Source organism: Rahnella aquatilis CIP 78.65 = ATCC 33071 (assembly GCF_000241955.1).
Classification (GTDB): Bacteria; Pseudomonadota; Gammaproteobacteria; order Enterobacterales; family Enterobacteriaceae; genus Rahnella; species Rahnella aquatilis.
Window position 1 is genome coordinate 3,102,138 of the sequence record NC_016818.1, and the last position, 21,628, is coordinate 3,123,765.

At 49.9% G+C, this 21,628-nt stretch carries 15 protein-coding genes; 8 read left to right on the forward strand and 7 right to left on the reverse strand.

Annotated features, from left to right (window positions below; genetic code table 11):
• The first annotated feature begins 227 nt into the window (after positions 1–227).
• From yebS to RAHAQ2_RS13940, 5 genes are all read left to right on the forward strand, one after another.
• Complete coding sequence (gene yebS / locus RAHAQ2_RS13920) at positions 228–1,475, forward strand: membrane integrity lipid transport subunit YebS (RefSeq protein WP_015697852.1); 1,248 nt, start codon at positions 228–230, stop codon at positions 1,473–1,475.
• Positions 1,444–4,074 carry a PqiB family protein gene (locus RAHAQ2_RS13925; RefSeq protein WP_015697853.1) on the forward strand — a complete coding sequence of 877 codons (2,631 nt, stop codon included), beginning with the start codon at positions 1,444–1,446 and terminating at the stop codon, positions 4,072–4,074. Before yebS ends, RAHAQ2_RS13925 begins: the two co-directional genes overlap by 32 nt.
• 147 nt (positions 4,075–4,221) lie before the next feature.
• Positions 4,222–5,676: a 16S rRNA (cytosine(1407)-C(5))-methyltransferase RsmF gene (gene rsmF, locus RAHAQ2_RS13930; protein WP_193785522.1), complete on the forward strand. Its 1,455-nt coding sequence runs from the start codon at positions 4,222–4,224 to the stop codon at positions 5,674–5,676.
• Between the two features lie 370 nt (positions 5,677–6,046).
• Positions 6,047–7,768, forward strand: a complete 1,722-nt coding sequence (locus RAHAQ2_RS13935; RefSeq protein WP_015697855.1) for a sensor domain-containing diguanylate cyclase — start codon at positions 6,047–6,049, stop codon at positions 7,766–7,768.
• A 193-nt stretch (positions 7,769–7,961) separates the two neighbouring features.
• Positions 7,962–8,204, forward strand: coding sequence for a YebV family protein (locus tag RAHAQ2_RS13940; RefSeq protein WP_015697856.1), 243 nt, complete (start codon positions 7,962–7,964; stop codon positions 8,202–8,204).
• A 43-nt stretch (positions 8,205–8,247) separates the two neighbouring features.
• Here the strand turns inward: RAHAQ2_RS13940 and RAHAQ2_RS13945 are convergent, their stop codons facing one another.
• The 4 genes from RAHAQ2_RS13945 to RAHAQ2_RS13960 form a co-directional block, all read right to left on the reverse strand.
• Positions 8,248–8,898, reverse strand: a complete 651-nt coding sequence (locus RAHAQ2_RS13945; protein ID WP_015697857.1) for a hypothetical protein — start codon at positions 8,896–8,898, stop codon at positions 8,248–8,250.
• Between the two features lie 94 nt (positions 8,899–8,992).
• Entirely contained in the window at positions 8,993–9,385 is a 393-nt protein-coding gene (locus RAHAQ2_RS13950; RefSeq protein WP_013576159.1) for an ASCH domain-containing protein, read from the reverse strand.
• Positions 9,386–9,482: 97 nt separating this feature from the next.
• Complete coding sequence (locus RAHAQ2_RS13955; RefSeq protein ID WP_015697858.1) at positions 9,483–12,323, reverse strand: WG repeat-containing protein; 2,841 nt, start codon at positions 12,321–12,323, stop codon at positions 9,483–9,485.
• A complete protein-coding gene (locus tag RAHAQ2_RS13960) occupies positions 12,323–15,085 on the reverse strand; it encodes a WG repeat-containing protein (RefSeq protein ID WP_015697859.1) in 2,763 nt (920 codons plus the stop codon). The genes RAHAQ2_RS13955 and RAHAQ2_RS13960 overlap by 1 nt, the downstream gene beginning before the upstream one ends.
• Positions 15,086–15,600: 515 nt before the next feature.
• Here RAHAQ2_RS13960 and RAHAQ2_RS13965 point away from each other — a divergent pair.
• Positions 15,601–15,858 (forward strand): DUF1883 domain-containing protein, encoded by a 258-nt coding sequence (locus RAHAQ2_RS13965; RefSeq protein WP_015697860.1) that lies wholly within the window; start codon positions 15,601–15,603, stop codon positions 15,856–15,858.
• Positions 15,859–16,221: 363 nt separating this feature from the next.
• Positions 16,222–17,400 carry a M20 aminoacylase family protein gene (locus RAHAQ2_RS13970; protein ID WP_037039916.1) on the forward strand — a complete coding sequence of 393 codons (1,179 nt, stop codon included), beginning with the start codon at positions 16,222–16,224 and terminating at the stop codon, positions 17,398–17,400.
• On the opposite strand, the gene RAHAQ2_RS13975 is transcribed toward RAHAQ2_RS13970, so the two are convergent.
• The 3 genes from RAHAQ2_RS13975 to RAHAQ2_RS13985 all read right to left on the reverse strand — a co-directional run bounded on the left by RAHAQ2_RS13975 (position 17,397) and on the right by RAHAQ2_RS13985 (position 19,706).
• The gene (locus tag RAHAQ2_RS13975) at positions 17,397–18,095 is read right to left on the reverse strand and encodes an extensin-like domain-containing protein (protein ID WP_015697862.1); all 699 of its coding nucleotides are present in this window, start codon (positions 18,093–18,095) and stop codon (positions 17,397–17,399) included. The genes RAHAQ2_RS13970 and RAHAQ2_RS13975 overlap by 4 nt on opposite strands.
• A gap of 344 nt (positions 18,096–18,439) precedes the next feature.
• Positions 18,440–19,453, reverse strand: a complete 1,014-nt coding sequence (adhP, locus tag RAHAQ2_RS13980; protein ID WP_015697863.1) for an alcohol dehydrogenase AdhP — start codon at positions 19,451–19,453, stop codon at positions 18,440–18,442.
• Positions 19,454–19,496: 43 nt separating this feature from the next.
• Positions 19,497–19,706, reverse strand: a complete 210-nt coding sequence (locus RAHAQ2_RS13985) for a hypothetical protein (RefSeq protein ID WP_015697864.1) — start codon at positions 19,704–19,706, stop codon at positions 19,497–19,499.
• A 230-nt stretch (positions 19,707–19,936) separates the two neighbouring features.
• Here RAHAQ2_RS13985 and RAHAQ2_RS13990 point away from each other — a divergent pair, with 230 nt between their 5' ends.
• Complete coding sequence (locus RAHAQ2_RS13990; RefSeq protein WP_015697865.1) at positions 19,937–21,592, forward strand: methyl-accepting chemotaxis protein; 1,656 nt, start codon at positions 19,937–19,939, stop codon at positions 21,590–21,592.
• Positions 21,593–21,628: the final 36 nt, after the last annotated feature.

Genomic DNA, 21,628 nt, shown 5'->3' on the forward strand with positions numbered 1-21,628 from the left:
AGCCATTCTGTTGTGCTTAACCTCTATAAAATAAGCATTAAATGCCCATGTGAACAAGGTTAATCCTGTGTGACATCAAAAAGACTCACCTACAATAACTGTTTGCCGACCGCATAATACGTTATTTTGTCAAAAAAACCTGGCTGATCTTGGCGTGATGGCCTCGCATGCCCCCCTTTGGGGATGCGTAATTGTAACAACAGGTATTCTTTACTATTCCAGGTACTATGAAAATACACACAATATCAGCCCAGTTACCGCATGTTCGATACCAGCGATGCAATGAATGCGATTACCTTTTCTCGCTGCCGACGCTGAAACGAACGCAGACAGCACATTGCCCGCGCTGCAATGCCAAAGTAGAAAAAGGTAAAGTCTGTTCCCTTCCCCGGCTGATCACCATGGCCATCAGCATTTTGCTGCTGATGCCTTTCGCCTATACCGAGCCGCTGATCAGCATCCGCATGCTCGGCACACGCATCGATGCCAGCCTGCTCGAAGGCATCTGGCAGATGTCGCGCCAGGGCGATCCGGTCACGGCAAGTATGGTGGCGTTTTGCACCATCGGTGCGCCGCTGACACTCGCTGTTTCAATTCTTTATCTGCATTTTGGCAGCAAGCTGGGGATGAATCTCAAACCCGTGTTGCTGATGCTTGATCGCCTGAAAGACTGGGTCATGCTCGATATTTATCTGATTGGCATGGCAGTCGCCAGCATTAAGGTCAAAGAATATGCGGATATCAATGCCGGCGTTGCGCTGGCTGCGTATCTGATGATGACTGTGATGGTGACGCTGACGATGATTAATCTGAACATTGAGCAGCTTTGGGAGGAGTTTTATCCGCAGCGCAGACCGAAAGGCGTACCGTCTTCACTGCGTTTGTGCCTTGCCTGTAAATTCACCGGCTTGCCGGATGAACGCGGGCGCTGTCCTCGCTGTCATGTTCCCATGCGACTACGCTACAAACACAGTCTGCAAAAAACCTGGGCGGCGTTGATTGCAGCAATTATGTTTTTAATCCCGGCCAATTTGCTGCCGATTTCCATCATTTATGCAAACGGGCAGCAACTGAAGGACACCATTTTCTCCGGCGTCGTTTCGCTTGCCACGTCGGGGAATATGCCGATTGCCGCGATTGTGTTTATCGCCAGCGTACTGGTGCCTTTTACCAAAGTGATTGTGATGCTGACGCTGTTACTCAGTATTCATTTTAAAGCGATTCAGGGACTGAAAACGCGGATCCGTTTACTGCGACTGGTCACCTGGATAGGACGCTGGTCGATGCTGGATTTGTTTGTTATTTCATTAATGATGTCGCTGGTAAACCGCGACCAGCTTTTGTCTTTTACCATGGGACCGGCCGCCTTTTACTTTGGCTCTGCCGTAATTCTGACCATTCTTGCCGTTGAATGGCTTGATAGCCGCTTGATTTGGGATGCACATGCAACAGGAAACGCCGAATACTCCGACTGAAGCACGGATAAAACACAGGCGCCGGATTTCGCCTTTCTGGTTACTGCCGTTTATTGCTTTACTGATCGCCGGATGGCTGATTTACAGCAACTATCAGGAGCGTGGGAATACTGTCACGATCGATTTCCAGTCGGCAGCAGGTATTGTTGCGGGCCGTACCCCGGTGCGTTATCAGGGGGTTGAGGTGGGGACAGTAGAATCCATCAGTCTGACCAAAGATCTGCGTACCATTCAGGTAAAAGTCAGTATCAAAAGCGATTTGTCTGACGCCCTGCGTGAAGGCACGCAGTTCTGGCTGGTGACACCGAAAGCTTCGCTGGCCGGTGTTTCCGGGCTTGATGCGCTGGTGGGCGGTAACTATATCGGCATGATGCCGGGACCAGGTAAAGAGAAGGATCATTTCGTTGCCCTCGATACTCAGCCCAAATTCCGCCTGAATACCGGCGAACTGATGGTTCATCTGCATTCAAAAGATCTGGGTTCACTGAGCACCGGTTCGCTGGTGTATTACCGCAAAATCCCTATCGGAAAAGTTTACGATTACGACATTGAAAGCGGTAATGACGGCGTCACCATTGATTTGCTGATCGACAAGCGTTTTGCCGGTCTGGTGAAGGACAACACGCGCTTCTGGAACGTATCCGGTTTTAAAGGCGACTTCAGCCTGAGTGGTGCGAAAGTGCAAATGGAAAGCCTGGCCGCGCTGGTTAACGGAGCCATTTCCATGGACTCGCCAAATGACGGTAATCCGGCCAAAGCAGATCAGTCTTATGTGCTGTATCCGGATCTGGCGCAAAGCCAGCGCGGGGTTGAAATCGATCTCGATTTACCCAACGGCAACGGCTTGTCAGAAGGACAGACGCCGCTGATGTATCAGGGGTTGCAGGTCGGTACTCTGACCAAAATCACTTTGCAGCCAGACAATAAAGTTACCGGTAAACTCACTGTCGATCCGTCGGTGCTCGATATGATGCGCACCGGCACACGTATCGAAATGAACAGCCCGAAAATTAGTCTGAACAACGCTAATCTCAGTCAGTTGCTGACAGGGAATACACTGGAACTGATACCGGGCGATGGCGAGCCGCAAAAGCATTTCGTGGTGCTTGACAGCAACCAGCGGCTGCTTCAGGACCCCGGCACGCTCAAGATCCAGCTGATTGCGCCGCAAAGCTATGGAATTGATGCGGGGCAGCCGATCAAACTTTACGGTATCAACGTCGGTTCGGTCATGGACCGCACGCTGACTGACGAAGGCATTCTGTTCAATGCCGCCATCAAACCGGAATATAAAAATTTGCTGCACAAAGACAGCAAGTTTGTCGTCAACAGTCGCGTGGATGTGAAACTGGGTATTGATGGCATGGAAGTGCTGGGGGCCAGCGCGCAGGAATGGGTCGATGGTGGTATCCGTCTCATTCCTGGCAGTAAAGGTGAGCCAGTCCAGAAATACCCTCTTTACAGCAACGCGGAAAAAGCAGCTGAAGGTATTCAGGGCGACCAGCCAGGTGCCACGCTGACATTGACGGCGAGAACGCTGCCAGATATTCAGGCTGGATCAGTGGTGCTTTACCGCAAGTTCCAGGTTGGGCAAATTGTGAATGTGCGCCCGAAAGCGAACGAGTTTGAAGTTGATGTGTATATTCAGCCGCAATACCGGAATCTTCTGTCAGAAAAAAGCATTTTCTGGGCCGAAGGCGGCGCGAAAGTGCAGCTCAATGGCAGCGGTCTGACCGTTCAGGCCTCGCCGCTGGACCGTGCCCTGAAAGGCGCGATCAGCTTTGATAATCTTGAAGGTGTCTCCACCAGCAAAGGGGTGAAACGGGTTCTGTATGATTCAGAAACCTCGGCCCGCGCCGTCGGCAGCCAGATAACACTGAACACTTATGATGCCAGTAAGCTTTCCGCCGGCATGCCAATCCGCTATCTGGGCATCACGATTGGTCAGGTCGAATCACTGAAGCTTGATCCGCAACTTAATCAGGTTTCGGCCAAAGCCGTGCTGTATCCGGAATATGTGAATGATTTTGCCCGTCGCGGTTCGCGCTTCTCGATTGTTTCTCCGGAGATTTCAGCGGGTGGTGTCAGCAATCTCGAAACCCTGCTCCAGCCTTACATCAACGTTGAAGCGGGCAAAGGCGTTCCGGCGCGCAATTTCGACCTGCAGGAATCCACTATCACGGATTCCCGCTACACTGACGGTCTCGGCATTGTTGTCGACGCCGCTGAAGTCGGCTCATTGCAGATCGGCACGCCAGTGCTGTTCCGTGGCATCGAAGTAGGTACGGTCTCGGGCTTCTACCTTGGTGCGATGGCCGACCGGGTAAACGTGACCCTGAGGATCAGCAAAAAATATCAGTATCTGGTGCGTGAAAACTCTGTGTTCTGGCTGGCGTCCGGTTATGACTTGCAGTTCGGTCTGACTGGCGGCGTATTCAAAAGCGGTACATTCCAGCAGTTTATCCGCGGCGGTATTGCTTTTGCGACCCCGCCGACAACGCCGCTTGCACCGAAAGCCGCCAATGGCAACCATTTCCTGCTCAATCCGGAAGCGCCGAAAGACTGGCAGAAATGGGGAACGGCGATCCCCAAAAATTAACCGATATGATTTTTATCAGGGCCACCTTCGGGTGGCCTTTTCGTTTACGGGCTGAGACGGAAGCCCCTCTCCGCACAGGTAAATATGCTAAACTCCGCGGCTGAAAACTTATTCAGTTCTGGAACCGCACTCTTGTCAAAGCTCACCATTGCCAGCAGTTTTGCTGATAAATTACCCGCCGCTTTTTTGGAAGCCACTCGCGCGATCATGCCTGCCAGCCTGAGCATGGAGGATTTTATAGCGGCCTGTCAGCGCCCTCTTCGCCCCAGCCTGCGGGTCAACACCCTCAAAATCAGCGTGGCAGATTTCCTGACTCTCGCCGGCAGTTATCAGTGGGATTTAGAACCTGTGCCGTGGTGCGCCGAAGGTTTCTGGATCAACCGCCATGCGCTGGATGAATCACGTTTAGGCAATGCGTTGTCTCATCTTGCGGGGCTGTTTTATATTCAGGAAGCCAGCTCCATGCTGCCGGTCACCGCGTTATTTGCCCATGATACTCAGCCGACGCTGGTGATGGATGTCGCCGCCGCACCGGGTTCAAAAACCACACAGATTGCAGCGCTGATGGAAAACCAGGGCGGCATCGTTGCCAATGAATATTCCGCAAGCCGGGTAAAAGTTCTGCACGCCAATATCAGCCGCTGCGGTGTCAGCAACACGGCGCTGACGCACTTTGACGGTCGCGTATTTGGTGCCGCATTACCGGAAACTTTCGACGCCATTCTGCTGGATGCCCCCTGCTCGGGCGAAGGTGTTATCCGTAAAGATCCTGATGCCATGAGCAACTGGTCTGAAAACAGCGTGTCGGACATTGCCGCCACGCAGCGTGAACTGATCGACAGCGCTTTTCATGCGCTGAAACCGGGCGGCGTACTGGTTTATTCAACCTGCACCCTCAATGCGCAGGAAAACCAGCAGGTTTGCCAGTGGCTGCTTGAGACTTATGCTGATGCGGTGGACAGTGAATCGCTGGCAGACTTATTCCCGGATGCGCAAAAAGCGGTAACGCCGGAAGGTTATCTGCACGTATTCCCTCAGGTCTATGACAGTGAAGGTTTCTTCGTCGCGCGTTTTCGCAAAACGAACTCCGTACCGCGCCTGCCTGTTCCGGGATACAAAATCGGTCGTTTCCCTTTTTCTCCGCTTTCCCGTCAGGACAGCGCAGAAATTATCAACGCTGCCGGTCAGTCCGGGCTGTCATGGCAGGAAAAACGATATACGTTGTGGCAGCGCGACAAAGAGATCTGGATGTTCCCGGCGGTTCTGGAACCCCTGTTTGGGAAAGTGCGCTTCTCGCGTATTGGTATCAGGCTGGCCGAGCGCTTTCCGAAAGGCTTTCGCTGGCAGCACGAAGCCGTGGTGGCATTCAGCGATACGGAAGCTAAAAACCGTTTTGAAATTGACGACGAACTGGCACAAAGCTGGTTCCGGGGCGTCGATATTTATCCGCAAACCACCCCACCGGCGGATGAATGTCTGGTCACATGGCTCGGCCAGCCGCTGGGATTAGCGAAGCGGATCGGAAGCCGGATTAAAAATAGCTTGCCGCGCGAGCTGGTCAGGGATGGTGCGGTTCGCCCGCAGATCTTATCGGATGATTAATTAATTCAAATTTTTTGCAAACTTCTGTGCCAGAAGATCATCCGGATGGCGCAGAATATCCTCCCTAATCATCATCTTTTACGATAAAAACTCATTCTGACAAGCATTTTGGCGAATTCTGTACAACGTAACCTTTAGGTGAAATCAGGGTGACAAAGTGCATAGAACAATTAATTAGACAACATTTTATGCTGAATATAGTGGATAATTATTTATATTATCAAGAAAGGATTATTGAATTATAAGTAGGAATAATCCTACCGTGACATGTATTATTGCCATCAAGATAACATTGCTAGTGATATATCATTTTCAGATATAAATCTTAATGCCTGATGTTGAGTAAAGACCTGCCAGTCGGAGAAGTGTCATGTCGGATGAAATGAAACTCGAATCAGCAGATGGACTGCTATTACAGCAAATGGCCAGCCTGCGGGATATTATCGATAACAATTCTGACTGGATCTGGGAAGTCGATACGCAGGGGCGTTATGTTTTCTCTTCCAATAAATGCATCGAGTTTCTCGGTGTTCCGCCTGAAAAAGTATTAGGCAAAACGCCTTTTGACTTCATGCCGCCTGATGAAGCCAAACGGGTTGGCGAACAGTTTGCCGCTATCGTCGAACGACGCGCGCCCTTCGGTGGTTTGCTAAACCGTAACATTCGCCCTGACGGTACGGAAGTCATTCTCGAAACCAGCGGCGTTCCGCTGTTTGACAATGAAGGTAATTTCCGTGGGTATCGGGGGATTGACCGTAACCTGACCAGCCTTGATCAGGCTCCGGGTCAGCGCCTCTTCCAGCTTGAAACCATTTATTCCAATGCGCCGGTCGGCCTGTGTTTTATTGACCTGCAAATGCGCTACGTCACCGTAAACGATGCCATGGCGAATATTATCGGTTTGCAACCTTATGAAGCGATTGGCCGTAAAGTGGGCGTATTCCTGCCCGGTCTTTCTCCGCTGCTCAATAATGCACTTGAACTGGCGCAGCGGAATGAAACCACGCCGGACCGCGAATTCTCTGTTCCCGGTAAGAATCAGGTTTTCTTTGTCCGTATCAAAGCAGCCTGTGATCCACAGAATCAGCTTAATGGCCTTTCCGTCGCGATGACCGACATTACCAGCCTCAAACGTATGGAAAAAGCACTGCGTGAAAGCCAGGAACATTACCGCAATATGGTTGAGCTGAACCCGCAAATCCCGTGGACAGCAGATCCGCGAGGCCTGCTCAACGATGTCAGCTCACGTTTCCAGCGGATAACCGGTATGACGCGACAGGATATTCTGGCCGACAAGTGGATCCAGAGTATGCATGTGGAAGACCGCCGTGCTGCCGTACAGACCTGGGAACATTGCCTGAAAACCGGCGCACCACTGGATATTGAAGTTCGCTTCTGCCATGTAGACCGCGGCTGGAACTGGATGCGCATTCGTGCCGCTGCGAGCTATGCACCCGACGGCTCAATTCAGCGCTGGTACGGCACCGCTGAAGATGTGCATGAACGTAAATTGCTGGAACTGAAACTGGTCAAAGCTAACCGCCGTCTGGAAATTCAGGCACGCACGGACTCCCTGACCAAATTGCCGAACCGCCGTGAGTTTAAAAAAGTGCTCAGCCATGAATACATGCGGGCCAGGCGTAACCGCACGCCGCTGACCGTGGTGATGATCGACATTGATTACTTCAAACATTTTAACGATCACTATGGTCATCTTTCCGGTGACGCCTGCCTGCGTCTGGTAGCCCGTACATTACGAAAATCACTCAAACGCAGTACCGATGTCGTGACACGTTTTGGCGGCGAAGAGTTTGCTGCGATCCTGCCGGATACTGATTTGAAAGGTGCGTGGATTGTGGCACAGCATATTATGGAATCCATTGAAGCGCTGGGCATCAAACATAGCTTCAGTGAATTTAATCGCGTGACGATCAGCCAGGGCATCGCAACCTATATGCCAGATCAGGATCCGGACATTGAGGACCAGTCGGATATTGTGAGCGCCGCTGATGAAGCTTTGTATCTTTCAAAAAACAATGGCCGCAACCAGATTAACGCCATGCCCGTCTCAGTCAGATTCAACAAGCTTTAATCCTCTCCGCAGTCGTGCGTTATCTGTCGCGCGGCTGGTTTATCTTTTCCTCCTGACGCCTTCAGCTATTGTTGCCTCTGTAAAAATTCGGCTGGCACTTTTTGTGCTGTCGGCTATCCTCATATAAGGGAGACCAACTGGTCATACCTGATGTTACTGAAATCATTCGCGTCACGCTGGCAAGGAGTACCTGATGGGAAAATCGAGTATAAGAATTGGCAGTTACGAAATTGACGATGCGCATCTCTCGACGCCTGAGGCTAAAGGTGGCGATAAAGTGCACATTCCCTGCAAATCAGATCCTGATTTGTGTATGCAACTTGATGCCTGGGATGATCACACCAGTGTCCCGGCAGTAGTCGATGGTCGTCACTCGGTGTTGTACAAGGAGAAGTATGACGCACAGAAAGATGAGTGGATCATGCGACTGGAGTGATACTGCATGGCGAACGGGATTATGTTCGCCATGCCGCTTGCGGTCAGTCAGCGTTTTCAACCAATGAAATACCCCGCCCGGCAAAAAAGCGGGCGAAAACTTCCACGGGTAACGTGACATCCTGCTGCGTGTAAATATCATGACCGGAGGGATTGTGAAAGGTCACAAACTCTCGGTCTGCATGCGTCACCAGCACCAGATGCCCGCCTTTACGTGGCGGAACAGTCTCCGGAATCCGAATTGACGGATGCACCGAGGCGATGAAAAACCGGTGATCGACCAATTGTGCAGCAATATCCTCAGCCAAAATATCCACTTTGATTACTGCGGTCAGCTCTAACTCCTGACGAACATACTCAACAAAAGGCGCATAAATTAACCCCTTAATGTTCTCGCCCTCTCTCACATAGGCGCCATAGGGCAGGCTGCGTTGTGTCAGATTAAGAACAGGCACGACTTTTCCGGAAACCGCTGCCAGCACCATTTTCAGGCAACACATCCCACAAACATGGTTTGCCCATTCAATAAATTCCTGCTGGGTGGAAGCGCCAGACTGCGCCCAGAGTTTGATATCGCTCAGTTCGAGTTCACCGGCAATAATACCTGCGGCACAATCAGGATCTTCCCACTGACTGAAATAAGGTATTCCGGAAAGGGTTGTAAAAGCGCGTTGATTGGCTGAATTCACTGACATGACATATTCCTGAACGACAGATCGACAACATCAGGTTGATCATATAACTGGTGGGATTTAAGGTCTGATTTTCCTTATCAGACCCCTCAGATATTTAGAACTTCTCTATCATGCGGAACTTCATCAGCAACAATGGCATAGTGGGTTCAAACATCTCGTACTCTTCGAAGAAACGCTGATGCTCAGCGCGCCAGTAAGCCAGCGTGCGGTCACCCTCACCTTCTTCCCAGGCATGTTGCTCTGTCACCTGGTCAAACGGAACTTGTTTCACTTCGGTCAGTTGTACGGCACACACCGGATTATTGCGACCATCGACCACCACAAAGATTTCGCCCGGTTCGGGTTCCGGGTCATCATCAAGGTTTGAACAGGTGGCGGTTTTTGTGCCTGCAATAACACGCTTAGCCAGTTCGTCTGCTGACGACTCGGTATCACCAAACGACCAGCGCTCTGCATCCCTGTATTTAAGTGGGATCTGCGGAATCATAATTTATCCTTTCGATTGAGATAGTTCACTACCATAACAGGTAAACATTAGCACAAAAAAACCCGCCGTAGCGGGTTTTCAAAGCCGGAAACACATCCTAAAGCTTGCAGTTATCCGGCATCGTTACCGGCCACTGTCTTGCACTGCCGGCACCGTATAAAACGGCAACCCCGCATTCCTTATCGACCCTTGCAAGCGGTTTCCCCGTTTTATCAATCATCATCGACATAGCAGGCGTTGAAACAACGGCAACGCCGCTGTCAAACGGTGAGACGGCACTGAATAGCGGGGCAATGGCAAAGTTGCCCTGCACGTCGACAAAACCGTAATAATTATTAGTTTTGGCAAAGGCCAGACCATCCACAGGCAAACCTAAGTCGGCATACGCCATGCCCTCGGCTTGTTTCCCCTGACTGTTTATCCAGGTTTTCATACCATCTGCGCGGGTCAGTACAGCGTGATCATTCACCATCAGGCTGGCTTTTCCCTGCACCGTCAGCATTAATTTACCGCTGTTGTCGACATAACGGGTTGCGGCTGCACCCTCCTGAGGGTCGTAAGAGACAGACCATGCACTGCCTGGCGGCATTACCCATCTGCCCTCCGGCATAGCCGCAACCCGCACACCTTTATCATCGATCAGCTCATACCCTGCTGGCGTCGAACGCAAAGCGCGGCCCTGAACAAAAGCAGAACTTTGGGCTTCCGCCATTGGCTGAATTTGCCACTCCCCTTGCGCCGAAAGGTAACCTTCCTGCGGCTTGCGGGATAATTTTACCCAGTCGCCCAGCGCGCTTATGCGGGTTTGCTGTTCATGCAGTTCAATGTTGCCTTTGGGATCCAAAAGCCAGGACTGCCCTGCAACAGAGGTGGCAACAATACGTCCATCGCTGAACTGAGTGACCGATAACCCCGCTGTTGGTTCGATTCTCGTTTTCGCATCATTGCCAATAATTTCGGTAATCACACTGGATTCAGGTTGCTCAGCAGCGGCCGGTTGCGTCAGCAGCCAGAGCGCAGAATTGATGCGTTTTGCTTTAGCATACTTCGCTTCAACGGTGGTTTTACCCTGGCTGTCTACAATGCCCCATAAGCCCTCCGGCGTTCTGAACGCCGCCAGACCATTGGCGTACTCACCCACATCCTGATAAGAGGGCTGAATGACCGTTTTCTGCGTGTTGACATCAAAGATGCCCCACAGCGCGCCTTCGGCAGCGGTTTCACGATAACGGAACCAACCGTTACCGACAGACTCAATCTCGAAAACGTTAGGTAAATCATAATGCTTACCCGCGTGATCCAGTGCAGTCAGTTTTCCGTCCAGATAATCCAGCGCATAGCCATGAACAAAGGGAGAAATATTGTCTTCTGTCAGCGGGATAACAATTTTCCCCCGGGCATCGACAACACCGGTTCCCTCAGCCGTTCTGACAATAAACTGTTCGATATTTCCGTCCGCGTCAGCAGACTGAATATCCAGCCATTTGCTGTCAATCTGAAGTGAGCCGTCCGGGCGCAGGAAACCGGCACCGTTTTTACCGTTTCCAGATTCAGGACGGATCAGCGCCAGTGGTGACTGTGCAGAAGTGGCATCATCACTGAAATTGAGAGGTTCAATCCGGCTGCCATCAAGGGTGCTGATATTCTTCTGATTCAGTAACGCCTTTCCTGATGCATCAACAATATTGACGACATCTCCGTGTTCGTTACGTAGCCACAAACGGTGGTTGATCACTTCTGCACTGGCGATTTGCGCCAGCCAACCCACATTCTGCGAGCCCCCGATCATGGCTGCGGATGGCGCAACAATCGCGTTAACCTTTTTCGGGTTACCTTTAGTGGTAATCAGATATTCACCCGTGCTGTGCTCCCAGGGCTCACTGCCCGCTGGCAACAGGAGAGGTTGTTTACGTCCTGGGACATACACTGTGAGAGCGTCTTTAGCGACGGGGTTCAACACGTAATCACCCGAGACACGCAGCGAAGCGGCATCAGCTTCACTGAGGGTCGCGATAACCGCAGCGAAATTATCAAGTAACTTGATCCCTTCAGCGGTTTTCGCCAGCCAGAAAGCGCCGGTTTCTTCGCTGACAGACAAGTATTTTTGTTCGTCCGGCACGCCGTCAGTGCGAATTAACGTAATTCCTTCCGCATTTTTCGCCAGGGCAACAGAAGGGTTTTGCGGATCAAGTGTGATTGCGCGGTATTGCGGCAGAACGCGCCAGCTAAGATTACCATCAATGATGCCATAGCCTTTGCTGGCATCAAAAGCGATAAAGAGATCTTTCGGGCCGAACGGTTCAACCACTTCCATTTTGTCTGTAGCCACATGACGGACACCGTCAGGCGAAAGCAGAACGCTGTTAAACGTCAGACTGAGGCGGGCCGGAATGCCGTCACTCAGCGTGGCGTCATCCACTAATTCATCCAGCGCTTTACCGACCGGTGCGCCTTTACGGTCAATAATCTGCGGTTTTCCACCTGCAGTCACCACAGCCAGCCCGGATTCGGTAAAGGGCTGGACGTGATCAAAAGCCGGCGGAATCATCCAGTTTCCGGTCAGATCAATGAATCCCCACTTGCCCTGTTGCATGGCAGCGGCGGCACCGAAATGATAGTCACCGACTTTTTCAAAAACAGGTTTAATGACCAGTTGCCCCTGATTATTTAAAAAGCCCCAACGCTCGCCATTGATCTCTGCAGCAGGCAAAAGTACTGCTGCACGGCCTTCATGGACATCGCGGATACATAAATTCTGAACCACAGGCAATGCATTATGCATTTGTGCATCAGCCTGCGCCGCGGGTAACGGCGCAGAACAACTGTCGGGTTCTGCCGCGATTGCAGAGGCTGTCAGCGTCAATAAGGCCAGTGTGCTACTGGTATTCAGAGCACAACGGAGAGCATTTCGTAGCCTTGAAGATTTGCTGACAAACATTAATTACCTCCGGTATCGCATGCAGGAGCCTTGGCTGGCCAGAGATAAGCCCCTCGGGCATCCACAATGACACGCTGATTGCAGCGCACCTGAATTTTCGCCTGAACAGCCCCATCGCTGTTAAGCAAGCTGACCACACCTTTACCGCCAGCCCAGGCATGCTTTTCGCTAAAATCATTCGCCCAGTCGAACTTAGGCAAAATAGCAAAACGCCCTGTAGTATTGATATAACCTAGCAGATTTCCATAGGTCGATTTCTTCATGGCGGTAGCAAAATTATTGCTCATTGCGCCGACCTGATCGAAGTAAGCACCGATCAGTTTCTTCCCTTGCTGATCAACAAAACCATACAGGCCTTTGCTATCGCGCACAGGGATCACGCCTGAGCTGGCTTTATCTGCCTGCAGGCTGTCGAGCCCGGCGAAACGCTGGATCTCATTGCCGTCGTTGTCATACAACACAGTTTCGCCGGTTGCGTCGTCATTCATGGCCAACCGCGTCATCGAGTTCAGCGCCTGAGCCTGCTCAAAACCCTCTAACGGCACCGCGCCATGATCATTAATCAATGTGATACGGCCATCACTGACGGCACGACTCAGATTAAGAGGGGGGATGAAATTGAATTCAGCAGTATAAAGTGGTTGGATTTGCCAGTCACCCTGGCTGTTAATCACCCCAAAATGAGGCGAGAAACTGAGCATAACCCAGTTGCCATCGACAGAACTTGAGGATGCGGTAATTGCCTTGCTGACAGGGAAACGCCCTGCACTGTCAAGCAGTGCAACACCCCCATCGGCAGGTTGAACCAGCCAGTGGTTTTGGCCCACGGGCTGCGGTCTTGAGAGTAAATCTGTTGCTAAAGCCTGACCGCTTTCAGCGCTGTAGAGGCTGTAATGGCTGGCAAGCGCACCGCGTTCACCAGGCTGATCGTTATCGGAAAGCGTAAAGGCACCCTGCCCGATATACTGGAATTTACCGCTACGGCCCGCATCAGGCGCAATCGCCCAACTGCCGTCGGTTCTGAGAACACCCCAACCCGCATCTGTCTGCGCCAGGGCATAACCGTCATTGAACGAATCAATCTGGATAAACTGAGGAGCGACTTTACTGCTTTTACTCGCGATATCCCATAAGCCCCAACGTTGGGCATCTTTTTCGCCCTCAGTATAAAACAGCAGGCCGGATGACAAACGCTGAGCGCTTTGCTGAATGTTTGCCGGCACGTCAATCGCATTACCACTGCGATCAATCAGGTGCTTAACGTCTGCATTGCCGCTGTTGTCAGTGGCCCAGGTATAGTCGCCGTTAAACGGGGTGATTTGCGTAAATACTGGCTGGATAACCCATTTCCCCGCAGCATCGACAGCGCCAACCTTTTTGTTTTCAGTATGGATGATCAACGGAGCCTGCGACGCATCTTCTTCAACCGATGCCCACTGCGGGTCGGAAAGCACGTTTCCCTGAGAAGTAAGGATAGCAGGAGGTTTTGTTGCATCGACAGGCGTCAGAACTGCCCATGGCAGGCTGTGTGCCGCATCTGTGTCTGCCTGAGCCAAAGCATGGATGTCATCGGTCATCGGCGTCGTGCCCAACGGCCTTAACTGATAGTCTTTCAGCGCGGTCAGCGTGGCGTCGTTAAGAAGCGCTACGCCGTTATTGTCATAGATCTGCACCACCTGAGGCGTTTTACCCTCAGTTTGCATCACCCAAAGGCGGTTGCCCTGTTGCAGAATTTGCGGTTTATTCACTTTCAGCGAAGCAATCTGATTATCAGCACCGATAATCACAATGCCTTTGCTGCCCGTACCCACGGTAGCCTTGCCCCAGACGAGGATGTTCTCAGATTGGTCTGCAGGAATATCCTGCACTTTTTCCAGCTTATTATTGAGAAGCTGTTTACTGTTATCAGTGCCTGTAACCAGCCAGCTACCTGAAGCCAGCGGGCGCACAGATTTATATTGCTCTTTATTTAACGACACACCCTGCCGGTCAACGAACACCCAGACATTTTTGGTTTTCACTGCAACGATGTCTCCGCCAAGTTGCGGCTCGTCGCGGGTTTTAAGGATCATCGGGTCAATCGCCCAGTCACCGTTTTCGTCGAGATATCCCCAGTAACCGTCTTGTGCAGAATCACGCTTTTGGGCCGGAATCAGCCCGGACTGAGGCATATCCAGTGCGATGACATCATCAGGCAGAGAAAGGGAACGATCTGTTGAGGCATTCCACAATGCTGGAGAAACTTGCGTTTGTACGCTTGCCAGTGCCTGACCGCGCACAAATCCCTGGCTGTCGAGAGAAACGGCAAACGGCAGCGTTTTTATCACCGCACCTTTGCGATCAATCAGTACCAGACGGTTATCGGTCACCACCAGCGCAGTGCCTTGCGCATTGAAATCGGTTGCTCGGGTAAACTTAGGTTCAATAACCCAGTGACCTTTCTTATCGATATAACCGAATTTATCGCCTTTTTTCGCAGCAGCCAGATCATTCACAAAGCCACGGGCTTCACTGAAATCAGGCTTGATCACCATATGCCCGCTGGTATCCACGTAACCCCAGAGTGGTTCGCGAGATAACCCGACCAGCACAGGGGAAAGTCCCTGCTGGAAAGGCAACTGGCAATCCCTGGCCGTTTTTGCATTGCTACACGCCCGTAACAGTGCGTCATCTGCATGTACCGGCAGGCTAAAAAAAGCATTCAGAACCAGGGATAACGCACTGAAGTTTCTGACATATTTGAATTTTTCGGAGCAATTCATCCGATGCCCTTATAACTGGATAAAATTAGAAAGTGTAGCGCCCGCATTTTTTCATCACCCGCAAAATGGGCGGGTGAGACGGCAAAAAATCCGATAATAATCAATTTAAAACGAGCGCACATGCCATACACCTATAGGGTGTCAGCTTGTGAAAGAAAAAGCAGCTATTTTATTACTCTGTAACGAATGAATACACATTATCAATTCACAGAAAAATACGTTGGGTTTGTTATCGCTCATTTGGGCTCCTCACCTGCAGATAACCTGCCAGCAACATTCCAGCCTCCTTACTAGAAATTAGATCATTTTCATTTACATATGTATGAGCGGCTAACAATTAATCTTCGGAAGATTATTACAACTCTTGATTAAGGTCATTATTTCCTCCTCTTTTGTCTGGTTTTATAGATTCCAGAGCGTTATGTGACCAATATCACTCCCGGTTCGAACGGCGTAAAACCCGGCAGTGTTCGGTTGCAGCGTATTTCAGGTGTTTTATCTCATTGGGGGAAGTCATGCCTATCGTTCGAGCCAGATTGAGTCTGTTTGGTGGCGACACTGTCGTCATACGTTGTTCAGAAAAATGTCACATTCATCTGATGTGTGAAAATGATGTTGAGCGAAAAGGACGTCACTCAGGTTTCGGCGATATTTTGACAATTAACGATCAAAATACGGCTTATGTGGGCATACCTTATAAAGGCATCTGGAACGTTCTTATCGATTCTCAGTGTGACTCACTGGAGCATTCAATAAGTTATCTGCCTGCCTGAACCCCGCTATTATCTTCCCGCCCTTGTTCCTTGATCTGTGGCCGTTATCAGGCGGATGGAAAACCATTTGCCTGATATCTCATGTATTACCGGTCAGCCCGGCCTGCATCACAACGGTACAGGCAGCCGCTCGCACCATCCAGCAGCAAAATGCTGAATTGCGTGATGTCCTGGAAAAACTTTCGTCTGTCACATCAATTACATACCGTTATTGAATTGAACATTCCATAATTTTCAAAAGACTTTTTTCTGTCTGATTTAGGTATTGCCAGCCCGGATTTCACATTGCATTCTGTCAGGGGTAATGACGTGGCACCGGTCGTACTGGCCGGATTTCTTTCAGGCAAAAAACAGATCCTCATAATGAATAATAAATCACTTTGCACCATCGCTGACGTGGCGGATCTCGTTCCGCAATTGCGCCAGATTCGCCAACACCTGCACCAACACCCTGAACTTTCCAATGAAGAATCTGCAACCGCAGCACTGGTCGCTGAAAAACTAGAATCTCTTGGCTATCAGGTGACTACTGCAGTTGGCGGATACGGCGTTGTCGGTACCATGAAACTTGGCAACGGATCACGCTGCATCGGTATCCGTGCAGATATGGATGCCCTGCCCATCACCGAACAGACAGGCGTGAGTTACACCAGTCAGTTTCCCGGGAAAATGCATGCCTGCGGCCATGACGGTCATACGGCGATGTTGCTGGGCGCAGCCGCGCAGCTTGCGCGCAGCAAAAACTTTTCCGGCACCGTGCATCTTATTTTCCAGCCCGCGGAAGAAATCGGGTTTAACAGTGGCGCAGAGCGCATGCTGGCCGAACAGTTGTTTGAGCGATTCCCGTGTGATGCCGTCTACGGACTGCATAATCATCCCGGCTATCCGGTCGGCAAAATGATGTTCCGTTCTGGCCCGTTTATGGCAGCCTGCGACACAGTTAATATCACTGTTCATGGCAAAGGCGGGCATGCAGCCCGCCCGCACATGACCGTGGATCCAATACTGGTTGCCAGCGGTCTGGTTATCGCCTTGCAGTCCGTTATTTCGCGCAATATCGACCCGAATGAAACAGCCGTCGTCACCATCGGTTCATTACATTCAGGTCATGCGGCGAATGTCATCCCTGAAACTGCGCGCCTTGAAATGAGTGTTCGATCCTTCGATCCTGAAGTACGCAAAATTCTTGAACAACGTATCCGTACTCTGGTGGAGAATCACGCTGCCGGTTACGGTGCCCGCACTGAAATTGAATATATTCCCGGATATCCGGTGCTGGTGAATCACGCCCAGGAAACAGCATTCGCTGTGGAAGTGGCAAAAGAACTGCTGGGTGAAGAAAACGTGGTCGATAATCTTCCGCCTATTTCAGGTAGTGAAGACTTTGCGTATTTCCTGCAACAGAAGCCCGGTTGCTTCCTGCGTCTGGGTAACGGAGACAGCGCGGTGCTGCACAATCCGGCCTACAACTTTAACGATGAAAGTCTGAGCTTCGGCGCAGCCTACTGGACACGTCTGGTCGAGCGCTATTTAGGAAGTTAACGGCAAAAACCGAACCAGCGCATGCCAAAGTGGAAGTGATTGGCATGCGCTGCGTTGTATTCCGGCCCGATGGAATTGCCAAAATACGGGCAGCTCTCTGAAAATAACGTCCGCACATATTCTCCTTCTGCGCCGGTCTGAGGCCATTGTTTCAGCACCGTTAAATGGCGGCCGTCAGCCAGCGAGAAACCGGCAATGTCCAGCGCCTGGGCCGTAGCATGTTCACTTAGCCGCGCATCAGGTTTGTTATAGACGTTCCGGCAGGCATAGCTGCCAAGATGGTCAATACGCACCAGTGGCGAACCTAATTCCTGAATGGCCAGCGGTTTCGCCACCTGAGTGACAAACATTGCGCTGCTAAGTGCAAGGCGACAGCTCGACAGATAACCCGAACTCAGTGAAACATCGCCAAATCCGCGAACGCGTACTGAATGAGTCAGCGGACACTTTCCGCCCATATTTCCGGCACTGTTAAACTTTATCGCCCCCTCTTGCTGAGCCCGTTCAAGCACAGCCAGACATTCCTGAGGATTGTTATCCAGCCTCCTTAATTTGTAGCGGGTGATTAGATTCGGCGGGTCATTAATGGTCACCGGTATGAAAGGATTATATTCAGAAGGAACATGACGACTTATCCACGGGCCACTGAACCAGGCCACACCGATAATCACAATAAAGCTTACCCAATAACGCATAGTGTTCCTTTAGCACTACTTCGCATTAGCAGTACATTGATTTTTCACGTGTAATAATTTGAGTATAGCGTCTGAGTAAACAGTGATCTGACGGGGTTACAAGTTGGGAAATAAACTTACTTAGCTTTGACATAAATAAACATTGGGTTTGTTACTTTTATATCCGAAGACGATGTTTCTTCTCCTGTGTCCACTGTGAACTGTCCTTCATAGTGTGTAAGACCCTCGCATTACCCCTTTCAGCCCGCCCCCGAGCGGGCTTTTTTTTATCTGCCATCTCAGGCTTAAGTCAGGAGTGACGCAGCGAAAGACTCTACACCGCGTCATCCAACATACTGAAAATCTTACTTATGCGTAAAATCGATCACCATTCTGCCTTTAATTTTGCCTTGTTCCATTTCCTGGAAGATCGCATTGATATCGCCCAGAGGACGTTTGGTGACTTTCGGCACCACTTTACCTTCAGCGGCAAACTGGAAAGCTTCAGCCAGATCTTCACGGGTACCCACCAGTGAACCGACAACCTGAATGCCATCAAGCACCAGACGGGGAATGTTCAGGCTCATGGATTCCGGCGGTAAACCCACCGCGACAATACGACCACCGGCACGCATCGCATCTACTGCTGAGTTAAAAGCGGATTTCGCCGTGGCTGTTACCACCGCAGCATGCGCGCCACCGACTTTCTCCTGAATAATTTTTGCTGCATCGTCTTTTAGCATATTAATGGTCAGATCAGCGCCCATATCGGCGGCAAACTCCAGTTGCTGATCATTAACATCAATAGCAATCACCTTGGCGTTGAATACATTTTTAGCATATTGCAAAGCCAGATTACCTAGACCGCCCAGACCATAAATAGCAATCCATTTACCCGGCTGAATACCCGATACTTTTACAGCTTTATACGTGGTCACGCCTGCACAGGTCACGCTACTCGCTGCCGCAGACTCCAGACCATCCGGGACTTTCACCGCATAATCGGCCGAGACAATGCACTCTTCAGCCATGCCACCATCAATGGTATAACCTGCATTAATCACCTGACGACATAATGTTTCATTACCCGTTGTACAATATTCGCAATGCCCGCAGCCTTTATAGAACCACGCGACGCTGGCACGATCGCCAACTTTCAACGCGGTGACTCCCGGTCCGATTTTTTTTACAATACCGATCCCTTCATGCCCGAGGATTACGCCGGTCTTATCACCAAAATCACCGTTTTTGACATGCAAATCCGTATGACATACACCACAGCACTCCATCTCTAAAAGTGCCTCACCATGTTCCAGGTCACGCAGAGTCTTCTCAACGACGCCCACAGAGTGGTCTTTATTAACAACAGCAGCTTTCATTTTCCTTTCCTTATCGTTGTGGCGGAGCCTTAACGTTACAACGCTATTTATCAGGCTGCAAATGAGAATCAAACGCTTTAACCATCACATTCAAGACGATAGCGGAAAGTTTTATTTCCATTTCCTCCCCCTCTTGTGATGGCGTAACGTGGGTAGTATTGCGCGCCGGGATAGAATAAATGTGTATTTTTATTTTCAGGTTATTCATTGCAATATGATTATCCTTGGGCATAAAAATACGATTAGGAAGCATATTAATATTTCCCTACCATTAAGCAATATCGATACTTTCAACACACAAAAACTCAACGTGAATTTCACTTTTATAAATAAATCAATAAACAGCTCAAGATATAAATTTTAAGGCCGATAGTGAGATTAATAAAATATAAATCAGCTCATTCAACTGATTTGTAAGTTATAGAAAAATATCCGAAGCCTATTCAGGGCGCATTTATCGTTTAGACACATAAGGATTATAAAGTGAGATTTATACGAGATGTTAAAATACGAACAGCATTAATAACCATTCTCATCACTTTTTCACTTTTGTGGGCCGGTGTATCAGGTTTTGCCTTATACTCACTTAACCAATTGAAAAGTGAACTTAATTTCACCAATATTCAACAGCAAAACGGTGACATTATTAATGGTGCTAATGCACAGTATTACCGTGCAGTAACGGCACTGGAACGTGCCATGGCTGGTTTAGAAAAAAATGACAACGGCATTTATGATGTTGAAATAAAAGCCACACTGATCGAATTAGAAAGCCTAAGGAAAGGGCTTGATCAATTTAAAAGCATTAATCACGGCAATCTGGACTCAAATACAATCGGGGATATCTATAACAGTTCTTTTACGCTTTTCAACAGTGCTCTGGTCCCGATGTATGAATCAGCAACGGGAAAAAATATAAGTGTTTTCGAATCATTAAAAAATGATAAATATCTTCCACTTAGACGTAACTTTAGTGCAGCCATAGAGAAATATAATGAAAAAATCATCTCTCTTAACGCCGAAGCGAATCACAGAATTACCCAGTGGGTTGCATGGTGCCAATATATACTTATAGGGGCTATGGCCTTCAGCATTGTCATTATGCTTATGAGTGATCGTTATCTGGCAAACTTTCTTGTTAACCCCTTAAACAAAGTAAAGGCTCACCTTGAATCACTGGCAACAGGCATACTTGACAGCAAAATCTCTTATCACAGCCAAAATTGCATTGGACAATTAATCCCTTATATCAACAAGATGCAAGATAACTGGGCCAAAACAGTCTACGACATCCGAAACAGCGCCGATTCAATTTACAAAGGCTCCAGTGAAATCTCCACCGGAAATACCGATCTTTCCTCCCGGACTGAAGAGCAGGCCTCTGCACTTGAAGAAACAGCCGCAAGCATGGAACAACTGAGTTCAACCGTCCGCCATAACGCAGATAATGCGAGTCAGGCCAGTACCCTGGCAGAACAGGCAACGCTGGAGGCAAACCAGGGTGGGGTTATTGTTAACGATGTAATATCTACCATGGTAAAGATTAACGCCAGCTCACATAAAATCGTAGAAATAATAAGTGTTATCAACGGAATAGCATTTCAAACCAACATTCTTGCCCTCAATGCCGCTGTCGAAGCTGCACGGGCCGGAGAGCAAGGTCGGGGATTTGCCGTCGTTGCCAGTGAAGTAAGAAACCTGGCGCAGCGCAGCGGACAAGCCGCAAAAGAGATTGGTGTGCTCATTAATGAATCGGTTGAGAATATTCAGTCAGGGTCAGCGCAAGTGACTCAGGCCGGGGGAGCAATGGAGAAAATCGTCAGCTCAGTCAGCCGTGTAAATGACATCATGAGCGAGATAGCGGCTGCATCGACTGAACAAAGCAAAGGGATAAACCAAATTGGTATAGCGGTAGTTCAGATGGACAGTGTTACGCAGCAAAATGCCGCATTAGTGCAGCAATCAGCCGCCGCCGCCGCCTCACTTGAAGAGCAAGCACGTCAGCTAACAGAAATTGTCTCCGTGTTTAAAATCGAAGGCAAGGCTCCCCTTTCTTCATCGGCTCCTCTTCTCAAAAGTAAAATACAAAAAAATAGCGGAGTTTTAACCGCAGAACATAGCGGTTGGACAAAGTTCTGATATTGCAGCCCTTCCCGGCATGATGAGAAGGGCTGG

Bases quoted from the DNA above. Each gene is read 5' to 3' on its own strand.
- yebS (WP_015697852.1), top strand. From the start codon at position 228: ATGAAAATACACACAATATCAGCCCAGTTACCGCATGTTCGATACCAG.
- RAHAQ2_RS13925 (WP_015697853.1), top strand. From the start codon at position 1,444: ATGCAACAGGAAACGCCGAATACTCCGACTGAAGCACGGATAAAACAC.
- RAHAQ2_RS13935 (WP_015697855.1), top strand. From the start codon at position 6,047: ATGTCGGATGAAATGAAACTCGAATCAGCAGATGGACTGCTATTACAG.
- RAHAQ2_RS13940 (WP_015697856.1), top strand. From the start codon at position 7,962: ATGGGAAAATCGAGTATAAGAATTGGCAGTTACGAAATTGACGATGCG.
- RAHAQ2_RS13945 (WP_015697857.1), bottom strand. From the start codon at position 8,898: ATGTCAGTGAATTCAGCCAATCAACGCGCTTTTACAACCCTTTCCGGA.
- RAHAQ2_RS13950 (WP_013576159.1), bottom strand. From the start codon at position 9,385: ATGATTCCGCAGATCCCACTTAAATACAGGGATGCAGAGCGCTGGTCG.
- RAHAQ2_RS13955 (WP_015697858.1), bottom strand. From the start codon at position 12,323: ATGTTTGTCAGCAAATCTTCAAGGCTACGAAATGCTCTCCGTTGTGCT.
- RAHAQ2_RS13960 (WP_015697859.1), bottom strand. From the start codon at position 15,085: ATGAATTGCTCCGAAAAATTCAAATATGTCAGAAACTTCAGTGCGTTA.
- RAHAQ2_RS13965 (WP_015697860.1), top strand. From the start codon at position 15,601: ATGCCTATCGTTCGAGCCAGATTGAGTCTGTTTGGTGGCGACACTGTC.
- RAHAQ2_RS13970 (WP_037039916.1), top strand. From the start codon at position 16,222: ATGAATAATAAATCACTTTGCACCATCGCTGACGTGGCGGATCTCGTT.
- RAHAQ2_RS13975 (WP_015697862.1), bottom strand. From the start codon at position 18,095: ATGCGTTATTGGGTAAGCTTTATTGTGATTATCGGTGTGGCCTGGTTC.
- adhP (WP_015697863.1), bottom strand. From the start codon at position 19,453: ATGAAAGCTGCTGTTGTTAATAAAGACCACTCTGTGGGCGTCGTTGAG.
- RAHAQ2_RS13985 (WP_015697864.1), bottom strand. From the start codon at position 19,706: ATGCTTCCTAATCGTATTTTTATGCCCAAGGATAATCATATTGCAATG.